This is a genomic window from Malaciobacter halophilus, from assembly GCF_002837275.1.
Lineage (GTDB): Bacteria > Campylobacterota > Campylobacteria > Campylobacterales > Arcobacteraceae > Malaciobacter > Malaciobacter halophilus.
The window spans coordinates 1-12554 of sequence record NZ_NXIF01000054.1; the positions used below are offsets into that span (position 1 = coordinate 1).

Here is a 12554-nt window from a genome sequence, read left to right on the forward strand (position 1 = left end):
TTTTAGACACTTTTTCAGCATCTTTACTTTCACTAGTTGTATCGTTATTTTCTACTTTTTTATTCTCATTAAGTTCTAAATCATTTTTTGTATCTTTTACTTTAGTATCGTCTTTTTTATTTTCACTTTTTAACTCTAAATGAACTTCTTTATTTTTCTTTTCACTTTTCTTTTCTAAATCTTTTTTTTCTTCAACTACTTCATTGTCTGTTTTTGTATCTTTTTGAGTTTTTTCTTCTTTATTAGAACTATTTGTATCAACAACTTTTTTACTTTCATTTGAAACTTCATCTTTTTTATTATCTTTAGAAGAATCTATTACTTTATCGCCGGTTTTTACTTCATTATTATCTTTATTTTTTGTTTCTAAATTACTATTTTCTTTAGAAGTTTGAGAAGTTTGTTGCTCTTTAGAAGATTTTTTTGCTTCTAAAATCATCCTATCAAGCATAGACATTGAACTATTATCTTTTTTACTTTCATTAGTAGTTTTTTCATCAACTTCTGCATTTGTTTTTGTTTTTTCTTTACTACTATTTAAATTCTCTATTTCACTATTTTTTGATTTTTTTGTTTCATCTATTTTTTTTGAATCAGTTTTTTCATTTAATGATTTATTATCTTTTGTATCAGTATCTTCAGTACTCTTTGTAGTTTGTGCTAAAATAGAATCAAATAAAGACATTCCTTCTTTTTTTGTCTTTACTTCACTATTTGTGTTTGTGTTTTCAGAAGAGCTTTTAGCTTTCGAAGATGATAATAAATCTATTTCTTTCATAAGACTACGCCTTTAAAATATCTAATGTCTTAGTATCAATATTTTTATGTGTATTAAAAGCAGCAATATTGGCTTCATAAGATCTTTGAGCTTCAATTAAATTTACCATTTCAATTACTGGATTAATATTTGGATATGCAACATATCCATCCTCATTTGCATCTGGATGTGCAGGTTCAAATCTCATAATAGGCTCTGCATCATTTTGAACAATTGATTTTACACCTACACCTCTTAATTCAGCTGGAGTATTTTTATTATTTGATTGTTCAATATCATTATTATTTGCTTTTTGAGCTTTATTTAATAAAATCTCTTCAAAAACTACATCTTGCTTCTTATATGGCCCACCATCAATTGTATTTGTTGTTTGCGCATTAGCTATATTTGCACTTACTACATTAATTCTTGTTCTTTGTGCACTCATACCAGAAGTTGCTACATTATAACCATCAAAAAAACCCATAACTACTCCTTTTTATTATGCTTGCATTCTAGAAATTTCTTTATAAGCAGCTATTGCTTTATTTTTAACTTCTAATCCTAATTTCAAAGACAATTCTGCCTCTTCTATTTTTTGAACTGCTTCTTGAAGGTTTTCAACTTTTCCTGTTGCAATTCCTTCCATTGCTTTATATCCTTCAACTTGATGTTGATTTACTTCACCTACTGCATCTTTTAGCATACTAGCAAAAGATTCATCTTGCTTTGGATTATTTACTTCATTTTTTACTTGTGATAAACCTAATGTTCCAATTGAATCTTTAATAGAAGAAATATTCATTATCTACCTCACTCATCTTTTTTTTCGGCACTTGCTTTTGCATCATTAATGCTCATCTCAGCAAGCATTGCATCAATCTTCTCGGCATTGTATTTAAAATCCAACTCCTCTTTTTTATTGTCTAAACTAAAAAGCAAAATAATCAAAGACAACATCATATTGGATACTCCTTTTAAAACTACTGTTACACCAATAATTCCAAAAAGCATCTCTAAAGGAGTAAATAAGTCCGCATTAACTACAAAAAATATAAGTGTAGCAAAGAATCCAGTTGCTATATACAACCTAAAGATTCCTGTATTAATTACATTTTGCGAGAACCGTTCTACTATCATAGTATCATAGTTCCTTAATTAAAACAATTATAAAAAATACACTAACTCTGTAGTTTACAGACACCTTACGCAACCTTGTTTATTTTATATTTTTAAGTAAAGTATCAATTATTGCTTGTAGTTGCTTAGTTGAGTCATCATTTTTAAACTCATAACTAAATAATTTTCTTAACCGGCCAGTTGTTGAAATATTTGCAGAAGTTGATACATTACCTATATATTTTACCATAAAATTATCATTTAATCTATTTTTTTTAGCTAAATTTATCAAAGAATTTGAAATTGTATTGCCAATTTGATGATTTTTTGTATGATTAAAACATAACATAAGCTGTTCTTTATCTTTGGACAACATTTTTATCAAAGCATAAAGGTCAGTTAATGCACTAGGGTCAGTAGTTGTAACTGCTAAAATATTATTTGAAATAGATAAAAACTCTTTAACATACTCATTTAATCCTGCACCTGTATCAACTAAAACTATATCATACTCATTTAAACTAATTATATCATCAACAATTCTTGCAAAAACAAAAGAGTTAGAGTGGTTTGAGTATTGATAACCACTTTTACCGGCTACTAAAGATATGTTTTTATATGGTGTTTTAAGCAACACTTCATCAATGGTTACTTTGCCCTCTATATAATCAAAAAGGGTATATTTAGGCTTCATATCAAATAATACTTGCATATTTGCAAGCCCAATATCTGCATCAATAATGGCTACTTTAAATCCCCTTGATGAGAGTAAATATGCCATATTACCAGTAAAAGTTGATTTTCCTACTCCACCTTTTCCTGATGTAATAGTAAGTAGTTTTGTTTTTGAAACTCTTTGCTTATTTTTTGTTAAGTTTATTAGCTTACTAGCTTGATTTGAAATACTATTAAACACTCTTATCTCCTTGGACAAGAGTTATTCATAAAACAGTCAATCAAAAATGAAGCATCAGAAACTATTAAATCATCAGGAACATTTTGTCCAATAGAAAAATATGTGATTGATTTCTTTGTTTTATGAGCAAATGAGATTAAATTTCCAAAACTTTTTGTTTCATCAAGTTTTGTAAAAGTTAAATAATCAATATTTAATCTTGAATAGTTTGCATACACATCTGTTAAATCACTTTGTTTAACATTTGCTGGAAGTACTAATATTTTTTCAATTGGTAACTCCTCTACTCTATTTTGATACTCATTAATTAACTCTATTTTATCTACATCATATTGACTAGAGCCAGCTGTATCTATAAAGATATAGTTGCAATCTTTTAATCTTAATAAAGCCTCTATTAAATCCTCTGGATTTTTTACAATCTCTAATGGTAACCTCATAATATTTGTATAAGCTTGTAATTGCTCAATTGCCCCAACTCTAAAAGAGTCAAGTGTTACAATACCAACTTTATAATTTTGTCCTAATTTATAAGCATATCTAGCAGCTAATTTTGCGATTGTAGTAGTTTTTCCTACTCCCGTTGGTCCTACCATCATAGTAATCTTTCTTTGATGTTTTCTTAATGGTACCTCATGTTTAATAGGAATAATTCTTCTTAATATCAACTTGAAAAAATCATTAACTTTTTTTGGATTTGCTTTTAATGCTACTGGTAACTGCTTAATAGTTTTTTTCATAATAGTATATGTCATCTCTTGATCAAACTCATTTTGTTCAAAAAGATTATACATATCAACAAACTCTGGAGGTATAGTTAAATCATACAGTTGACTTTTAGGATCCCAAATTGATTTTTGAACTTGTCCAATTGCATCTTGCATCTTTAAAATTTCAGCTCTAAAATCATATACAGAAGCTTGAAAACTCTCATCTTTTTTAGGGTCTTTTGCAACTATTTTTTTTGTATATACTGATTTTTTTGAAGGTTTTGTATCTACCTCTTCTTCAAGTGCAACTACAACTTCATACATATTTTTAGCACCATCTTTAGCACTAGATATTTTTTTTGTAGAGATTACAATAGCATCTTCCCCACACTCTTCTTGAGCTTTTTTAAGAGCAATAGTTGGTGTTTCACCAAGAAATGAGAGCATATTCATTCTACTCTTCCGTCTTTATATATTTTTTCAATTTTACCATCACTTCTTTTTATCCTAATATACTCATCATTTTGAAAAATTATTTCTCCATTCTTTTCTATTTCTAAAGCTCCAAATTTAAAAACAACACTTTGTTTCTTATACACTTTCACATCTTTTGTACAAATAATTTTACCTTTTCTTATATAGTGTGAAGCCTCATATTTATTACTATTTAAATCAGATAATTTTAAAGGTGTACAGTAACTTTTTGTACTATCAACTTTTCTTAACATTAACTCTTTTGTATCAATAATAGATTTATAATGAATAGGTTTTTTAGCAACTAAAACATCAACTGCATTTGCATTTGCTAAAATTAATAAAAGTACAACGCTAAGCCTTAACATCAAGTAAAGCTCCTCCATTATTTTTAGTTAAATCTTCAACTATTTCTTTATACATTTGTTGAACTGGTAAAACAATAGATGCAAGCTGTTTATTTAATTTATATAAAGATTTAAGTTCTTCTTCTAAAAAATCAACTTTTTCTCTATATTGATTAACATCTTCTCCAGCTTTCATAGCTTCTACAATCTCTTCATTAAGCTGAGTTTTTAAAGAGGCTATTTGATTTATCCATTCCTCTTTTTCACTATTTCTATCAAGTAGATTTTCATGTTTTGCTTTTTTTATATCTTCTATATCAAGTTTAATAGACTCTTTCATATTTCCAATAAGTTCTATCATTGTTTCAACTGTTTGTTCAACCATCACAAATCCATTTCTTTATTTATTATTTTGGCTTAAAAACTGGTATAGCATATCACTAATACCCATAGTACCTTTTGTATTTTTAGATACTGTTTCAGTATACATACCCTTTATTATATCAGCACCAGTACCTTCACCCGCTACATTTGTACTTTTTAAAGATATATCCATTAATTGCTGTGCAAAAAAAGATTCAAAGTCATCACAAACTTTTTTTAAATTCTCTTCATCTAATTTTTTTGCATCAATATTTTCAAATCTATTATTACTAAACTCATTTTTTGTTACTATTGGTGTACTTAATTCAATCATTATTCCAACCTATCAAAGAAGTTCTCTTCACTCAAAATGTCAGATTGATCATTTTCTGAAAAGAATCTAATTTCTACTCTTCTATTATCAGAAGCAACTTCACTTTTTGGATGATAAGAACCATAAGCAGAAACTTTTAGTTGTCCTGGATCAATTCTATTTTTTATTAACTCTTTTACAACCTCAACAGACCTTAATGCTGATAAGTCCCAATCATCTCTTGGAATATCTTTACTTTTATAAGCTCCATTGTCAGTATGCCCTATTACTTCTATTGCAAAAGTTTGAGGCATTGTTCTTATTACTCTTGCTATTTTAGCAATAAATCTCTTAGAAGCAGCATCATTTATTTTGTATTCGCCTGGCTTGAACATAATTGTTGAAGGAATATCTAATACAAACTCATTTTTACCTTTTGTTATTTGCATAACTTGAGTTTGGTCAGCTGCTGTATCATTTGCAATTTCAACAATCTCTTTAATCTCATTTGAGGCTTGTTCAATACCTTCTTCAGCTGCTGTCATATTATCTGGGCTATCACTATTACTTTGATTATTTGAGTGTTCTTCTGTTTGTTCTCTTACATCAGATGTTTTTTCCAAAAATCCCATTGCTTTTTTCATAATATCAAAATACTCTTCTACTTTCTTTTTATCCATTACTGCCATAGATAGTAATAAAATAAAAAAAGTAAGTAATAGTGACATTAAATCACCAAATTGTACAAGCCAACCTGGTAAACATTTTGGGCACTCAGGACATTTTTTATTTGCCATAATATTTTTTATTCATCCTGTAAATCTACTAAAATTGAATTTAGTTTCATTTTTATATTACCTATTGATTCTTCTGCTGCAATCATTGAAGCTCCTGAGATAATAACTTCATATGCAGTCATTTCAATATCATGTTTTCTTGAAAGTTTATTTTCAATAACTCCTGCAAAAAGTGTACCTAATAAAGCACCATATAAAGTAGTAATTAAGGCAACTGCCATTGCTGGACCAACTGCTGCTGGGTCTGAAAGGTTTGCAAGCATTGCAACCAATCCAACCAAAGTACCAATCATACCCATTGAACCAGCTACACCACCAATATTTCCAAACATTCTAATCATAGTACCATGTCTTTTATCAATATGTTCCATTTTTAGCTCTAAAAGTGGTTCTAAAACTTCTGGCTTTGTACCATCAACAATTAATTGAAAAGCCTCTTTTAAAAAAGGATTTGTCTCTTCCATAACTTTTTGTTCAATATGCATTACACCATGCTTTTTAACTTCTGTTGCATAAAAAATGATTTTTTCAACTAACTCTGGAAGTGGTTCAACTCTTACTTCATTAAAAGCAACTTTTAATGCAGGAGTAATTCTTTTTAGTTCACTCATTTCAAATTGACCAGCTGTTACTGAAAGTGTACCACCAATTACAATAATCATTGATGGAATATCAATATAAGCACCAAAACCTGCACCACCAAGTAAAATTGCAAGACTTACAAGTGACCAAGCGGCCACCATTCCTATTAATGTACCCTTATCCATCTACTTTAATCCTAACTGGTTTAATCTTAAAGATTCATTTCCAATACTTTTTACTTTAAGTCCAAATTTTCCTTCAACGATTACAGCTTCTCCTTCACCTATTTTTACACCATTAACAAGTATTTCTAAAGGTTCATTAACCATTTGGTCTAACTCTATAATCTCACCTATATCCCAACGTAAAATATCCTTTAATAAAAAGTTTTTTGTTCCAAGTCTAACACTTAATTTTAACTTTATATTAAACAATAATTGTAAGTTATGTGCTGAATTTTCTGATAAAAGTGAACTAATTCCTAATTGTTCAGAAGAGAGATTAGAATTAGAAGTTTTTGCCACTGTTTGCTGTGCATTTTCTTGTGCACTATCAGGAGCTAAAGCAATATCTTCATCTTGTTCTTTTCCTGTAATTGAAGAGATATAAGGCAAAATTAAATCATCAAAACTTATTAAAACAGGTAGTTTTTCAGAATCCATCGACAATGAAAATTCATACGTGTTTTGTTTATCTTGCATTACAGATGATTCAACAATTGATGAACCTACAAGTTCAAACTTTATGCTACCTATATCAGCAAAATTTTGTGCATTTACAGAAGTTGCAAAACTTCCACAAATATTTGAGGTAATTTCATTAACTGCATCAGCTATTTCATCATCTATATGTTCTTTTAAATCACCCATTCCTCCAAGCATAAAGTATTCAAACTTTGTCGCTGAAATAGTAGGTATAAAAAATGACCAATTCGTTGTTCCTGCACTAAAATCAAACTTTACATCAACTTTGATACATTGAGTTGATTCATAATCTTCTTGATTTAACTCTTGTATATTATCTATTGATGCACTTTTTGATAGAAGTTGCTCTAAAGTATTTGTTAACTCGTCTTTTAATATATTTGATAAATCTGATGCCAATTAATTTAACCTTTTATTTAGACTCTTCTAATTTCTGTTTTAACTCTTGAAGTAACTGAGCTTTTACTCTCATCATATCTTCAGTTGGATATTTATATTCAGCTTCCCCTCTTGTAACTTTTACAAAAAAATCTTGCGAGTTTTTATTGTATCCAAACTTAACATTATCTAAGATTACTTCATTCCTATCAAAAGTTTGTTGTGTCCCTTGTGCATTTTTATACTTATCATCAGCTTGCACTTTTTTATGGTTATCAACCTCAGCAACTTTTTGTGATTTTTCAATATTGTTTACTTTTGCATTATCAATATCTGCAACTCTTCCTAATTCCATAGCTAACTCCTATAAAATTGTGTATTACTTAGATTATATCAAAAAAAAAATAAATTTTTAACTCTTTTATAAAGATTCTAAAAACTCATCTAATCCTTTTAGTTTAATATCAATCATGCTATCTAAATATTTAGATTTAAAATACTGCTTTGCACTTGAAAGTTTTAAATCTTGAATAAGTTGAACTCCAGTTAAAAAATCTGCATCATGGTCGTTTAAAACAGCTTTAATTAAAGAGATTTGAATAGAAGCTTCATTATATTTTTCTTGGTCTAAAAGTGCAGCAACTTGCAAATACATAGTATATTTATCTTCTAAATCATATTTTTCTTGTAGTTTAGCAATAATATCTAAAGTTTCAGTAGAATTACCAATATATAGCTCTTTTAATGCTTTTGTTCTTAAAAAAGAAGGTGATTTTCTAGTTTTAATTTCCAAATTTGCTTTATAAAATAATCCAATTGATTTTAAAATATCAATATAATATCTAGTAACCACTAAAGGTCCTTCTAAAAAATTATCATTAATATACAAAGGCACACTATCTTGAAGTTTTGAAAAATACTCAAAATCACTTTGAGACTCTTCTCTTTTAACTAACTTCATCAAATAAACAAAAGGGTCTTTATAATACTCTTCAAATAAAGGATGATTTAAAGTAACTTCTTTATCTTTTCTTTTCTTTAAAAAATCAATAGCAGTATAAAAAATTGTATCTTCATAATATAAAGGCTCTTCTTTAACTTTTGCACTTGCATCTAAAAACAAAGCATATAATGATTGACCAAAGTATTTATATAAACCTTGATTAGATTTGATATTATTTTTTATATATTCAATATCTGGAACTTTTTTATCAATTCTTTGTGCAGCAATTAAAGTCATAACTGAATAAAGCTTATTACCAGGATTTAATTTGTATGCCTTTTCAAAATATTTATAAGCGTTATGAAAATCAAAAATATGAGCATATGATAAAGCTAAATTATAATATACATAAGATTTAGTACCCGTAGTAATTAATTTCTTTAATTTATTTACTCTTATAATTGGGTCTTCTTTAATTATTTCAATAAATTTAGCATTATACTCTACCATCTTCTCTAAGCTTTCAATATTTTGCTTACTTTTAAAAATAAAACCTTTTGAAATATCATAAATTATCTCTTGGTTATCTGAAAATACAAAAGGTGCAAAATAAAATATATAATCAATCTCTCTTTTTTTACTAAAGTTTGTAACAAAATCTAAATATTGAGAAGGAGAGTATTTATCTTTATTGAAAAATAGTTGCATTGGTAATTCTAAATTTGCTTTAAAACCATTTTTTCTTTTATTCAAAATATCAATATTATCCATAAGTTTTTCAAGTTCATTTGCTTTTAAATCTCGATATACCATAATCCATAAAATCTTATCAATTTTTGCTTTACTATGCGCATTCTCTTTTGCTTTTTTTAAAAACTTTTCAGCCTTTATATAATCTTTTAATTTTAGATATAAAAGTGCCTTTTTTAAATCTAAAGGAAACTTCATATTATTTAAAATTCTAAGTGCTTTTTCATAATCTTTCAAAATTATTAAAGTATCTGCAAGCATTCTTTTTGAGTGTTCTGTTAAGTTTTTATGTTTTTTTGCAATATCAATTATAATATCTAAGTATCTAGTATCTTTTGTAATTTGATATAAATAATAACAAGCTGACATATAAGAAAATGTATTTTTATATATAGCTTTTTTATAATTATATATATTATTTAAATATAGTTTTGCATTATCTAATTCACCAAGCTTATAATATGCAATTGCAATATTTAAAAAAGATGGTATTTTAATTGCAGTTGCCGTTTGCTTAAAAATATCTATTGCTTTTTTATACTCTTCTTTTTCCATCATCAATACAGCTTTATTAAAATCAAACTGCAAAGAAAAACTATCTTGTTCTTTTTTTATCTTATCATAATTAAAAATAATTTCTGGCTGAGACTCCAATAAATCATTTTTTGCAAAAACAGTAGTTGAAAAGAGTATAAAGAAAAAATAAAAAAATGCTTTTTTCAAAATCTTCCTTTATACCATCGTATTTACTTGAGCATATAACTCTTCTGTTCTCTCTTCTAATACTTCAATTTTATGTTTTAACTCAGCATTTTCTAGTTTTGCTTTTTGTAAATCATTTCTTGCAACTTGCAAAGTATCTTGATTACTCTTTAATGTAGAAGTACTTATCTTTAACTGTTTTTCATACTTTTCAATTATTTGCTCTAATTTTTTGTACTCCTCTTCCATAATATTTTTCTCTTCATTAACTTTTCTATACAAAGATTTATAAACATTCATACTAGAGAAAAAATAAAGCAATAAAACACCAAACAATATTAATAATAAAAAATTTTCCAAACCTCACCTTTTTAGAAACAAAATAGGGAATAACTCCCCTATTTTATCTTTTTAAGTTAATTAATGTGTTTAATAATTGATCTGAAGTAGTAATTGATTTAGCATTTGCTTCAAATGCTCTTTGAAATACCATTAGATTAACTAAACTTTCACTTAAATCAGCTGTACTTAACTCTAATGTTTTTCCTTCAATTTTTGCAGTTTTTTCATTATTTACATTATAAATTGGGTCACCAGACTCATTTGTTTTTGCAAGTAAGTTATCTCCTGATGGTAAAAGCCCTCTTGTATTGTTAAATAGTGCAACAGAAACTTGTCCAATTGCAAAATCAACTCCATCTTGCTTCATAGTAATAAGTCCTGTACTATCTACATTAAACTCACCAAAAGCAGAATCACTTAAACCTAAAGCATCAAGTTTTAATTGTAGTGAACTTTGAGTAGATGTTTGTTCTATTGTATTAGTAATTTGTAAAAACTCTGCACCTGCACCCATTCTACCACTATAATCTGCATTTTTATCAATTACTTCACCACTATTTGGTCCACTTGTTGCAGTTATAGTTGTACTAAACTCTACATCATAATATGAATCTTTTGTTGAAATAACTAAATTTCCATTAATATTTTCTGCAACTAAATATTTACCAAAAGTTGGGTCATTATTTAAATCACTTACTGCTGCATCTAAACCAGCACTCATATTAATAGGAGTAGAACCAGTAGCCGCATCTGGAATTTCAAAATTTCTTTTTAACTCTTTATCATAAATAGAAAAACCTAAGTTATGTGTTTGTCCAAAATCTAAATCCTCTGTAGAATAAACATTTCTTTGTGTACCAGTAATTGCCCTTGATAAAGCATCTTGGATACTTTGAACAGCCCCTATTCCTGTACCAGCTTGTGCTCTTGTTCTACTTAGTGTTTCATTTATTTCTCCACTAACCTCTGTTTCATTACTTGTTTCTTGTACAGAATTAATAATAAAATCTTTTCCTGGAATTAAAGATTTAATCTCTATCATACCTTTTAAAACATCAGCATTAGTAGTAGTCATATTAAAAACATCATCATCTTCAAATTGTGCATCACCATCTTGGTCAATAATATTATATGCTACAACTCCAGGAACTTGAGATGAAATTTTATCTGCCAATGATTTATAAGTTGCAATTCTACTTGCAGCTAAATTAAAATCACTTGCAATGTCACTTGGATAAGAACCTGATGAAACATCAGTTGCAGAAGTTACATCAACAGAGTTACCAGCAGTCGTAGTTGTATGTCCATCTGCAGTTATTAAACCATCTAAAGCAGTAGCGATACTATTAGTAGTATCTGCTCCAGTTGCTGTATAACTATACTCTGTTCCATCAACTTCAATAATATATGTTTGCCCAGCAACTGCAGTATCAATTGTCGTAGCTGTACCCGCTGTAGTTGTATTCCCAGTATTTACTGCTGCTTTAAACTCATCTGTTGCAGTTGTACTTACAAACTTTTGTGATATTTTTGTTCCATCAATTGTAACAGAGATTTGGTCCCCTTCACCTTTGAAAACAGTTCCGCCAAAATCTATTTGAGATTTTTGTGCAATTGATGTTGCTGATGGTCCATCTGGATTATTTTTAAGGTCTTGTAGCTTTTGAATATAATCTTTTTTAAGCTCTTCAATATCATTTAGTTTAGCAGCTTTTGACTTTAGACCTGTTCCTGAAAAAACATCACTAGCATCTGCTCTAGCTGTTGTTTCATAATCTGTTGCTTTTGCTGTAATTGTTTCTACATAAGTATCATGTCTTACTATTCTTGTTCCAAGAAGTTCACTATAATCTCCTGAGAACATAATTGCATTTGGATTAGTAGATATTACATCTGCTGAAGGGTCAAGAGTTCTCATAGCCCAACCTTGAACCTCATTCCCAGCAGAGTCTTGTAAAGTTCCATTATCTCCCATTCTAAAGTTACCCGCTCTAGTATAAAAAGATTCTGCATTTCCACCTTGTGTAGTATTCTTTACAGTAAAGAATCCATCTCCACTAAGTGCCATATCATAGTTTACACCTGTTAGTTTCAAGTTCCCTTGCACATATAGTTTTTCTGCATCTAAAATTTTTGACCCTTTACCAATTCTATCTTGGTACATTTGGTCTGCAAAAGAGATTCTTGAACTTTTATATCCAATAGTATTTACATTGGCAATATTATTAGACTCATTATCTAATGCTGTTTGTTGTGATGATAGCCCTGAAATACCTGTCCAAAGTGCTCCAATCATGATTTATCCTTTTTATATAAATCTTAAACATCTAAACTTTAAATGTTCAAATATTAATACT

At 28.2% G+C, this 12554-nt stretch carries 16 protein-coding genes; all 16 read right to left on the reverse strand.

The features are described 5' to 3' along the window. Positions 1-778, reverse strand: a 778-nt coding sequence (locus CP960_RS12360) for a hypothetical protein (RefSeq protein WP_133121156.1), incomplete at its 3' end; no start/stop codon positions are given. A gap of 4 nt (positions 779-782) precedes the next feature. Continuing rightward, positions 783-1244 carry a flagellar basal body rod protein FlgC gene (gene flgC, locus CP960_RS12365; protein WP_101185796.1) on the reverse strand — a complete coding sequence of 154 codons (462 nt, stop codon included), beginning with the start codon at positions 1242-1244 and terminating at the stop codon, positions 783-785. A 15-nt stretch (positions 1245-1259) separates the two neighbouring features. Then, positions 1260-1562: a flagellar hook-basal body complex protein FliE gene (gene fliE / locus CP960_RS12370; RefSeq protein WP_101185797.1), complete on the reverse strand. Its 303-nt coding sequence runs from the start codon at positions 1560-1562 to the stop codon at positions 1260-1262. Positions 1563-1570: 8 nt separating this feature from the next. Beyond that, complete coding sequence (locus CP960_RS12375; protein ID WP_101185798.1) at positions 1571-1897, reverse strand: hypothetical protein; 327 nt, start codon at positions 1895-1897, stop codon at positions 1571-1573. Between the two features lie 79 nt (positions 1898-1976). Continuing rightward, positions 1977-2792: an AAA family ATPase gene (locus CP960_RS12380; RefSeq protein WP_101185799.1), complete on the reverse strand. Its 816-nt coding sequence runs from the start codon at positions 2790-2792 to the stop codon at positions 1977-1979. A gap of 2 nt (positions 2793-2794) precedes the next feature. After that, the gene (gene flhF, locus CP960_RS12385; protein ID WP_101185800.1) at positions 2795-3955 is read right to left on the reverse strand and encodes a flagellar biosynthesis protein FlhF; all 1161 of its coding nucleotides are present in this window, start codon (positions 3953-3955) and stop codon (positions 2795-2797) included. Beyond that, complete coding sequence (locus CP960_RS12390) at positions 3952-4344, reverse strand: hypothetical protein (protein ID WP_101185801.1); 393 nt, start codon at positions 4342-4344, stop codon at positions 3952-3954. The genes flhF and CP960_RS12390 overlap by 4 nt, the downstream gene beginning before the upstream one ends. Further along, on the reverse strand, positions 4331-4708 hold the full coding sequence (locus CP960_RS12395) for a hypothetical protein (RefSeq protein ID WP_101185802.1): 378 nt from the start codon (positions 4706-4708) through the stop codon (positions 4331-4333). The genes CP960_RS12390 and CP960_RS12395 overlap by 14 nt, the downstream gene beginning before the upstream one ends. A 15-nt stretch (positions 4709-4723) precedes the next feature. Continuing rightward, positions 4724-5020, reverse strand: coding sequence for a hypothetical protein (locus CP960_RS12400; RefSeq protein WP_228152075.1), 297 nt, complete (start codon positions 5018-5020; stop codon positions 4724-4726). Beyond that, entirely contained in the window at positions 5020-5796 is a 777-nt protein-coding gene (locus CP960_RS12405; RefSeq protein WP_101185803.1) for an OmpA/MotB family protein, read from the reverse strand. The genes CP960_RS12400 and CP960_RS12405 overlap by 1 nt, the downstream gene beginning before the upstream one ends. Positions 5797-5804: 8 nt before the next feature. After that, a complete protein-coding gene (locus CP960_RS12410; protein WP_101185804.1) occupies positions 5805-6563 on the reverse strand; it encodes a motility protein A in 759 nt (252 codons plus the stop codon). Then, positions 6564-7481: a FliM/FliN family flagellar motor switch protein gene (locus tag CP960_RS12415; protein ID WP_101185805.1), complete on the reverse strand. Its 918-nt coding sequence runs from the start codon at positions 7479-7481 to the stop codon at positions 6564-6566. A 13-nt stretch (positions 7482-7494) separates the two neighbouring features. Continuing rightward, entirely contained in the window at positions 7495-7815 is a 321-nt protein-coding gene (locus tag CP960_RS12420; RefSeq protein WP_101185806.1) for a flagellin, read from the reverse strand. A gap of 66 nt (positions 7816-7881) precedes the next feature. Further along, entirely contained in the window at positions 7882-9876 is a 1995-nt protein-coding gene (locus CP960_RS12425; RefSeq protein WP_101185807.1) for a tetratricopeptide repeat protein, read from the reverse strand. 9 nt (positions 9877-9885) lie between these two features. Continuing rightward, complete coding sequence (locus CP960_RS12430; RefSeq protein WP_228152076.1) at positions 9886-10215, reverse strand: hypothetical protein; 330 nt, start codon at positions 10213-10215, stop codon at positions 9886-9888. A 43-nt stretch (positions 10216-10258) separates the two neighbouring features. Then, a complete protein-coding gene (locus tag CP960_RS12435) occupies positions 10259-12493 on the reverse strand; it encodes a flagellar hook-basal body complex protein (RefSeq protein WP_101185808.1) in 2235 nt (744 codons plus the stop codon). Positions 12494-12554: the final 61 nt, after the last annotated feature.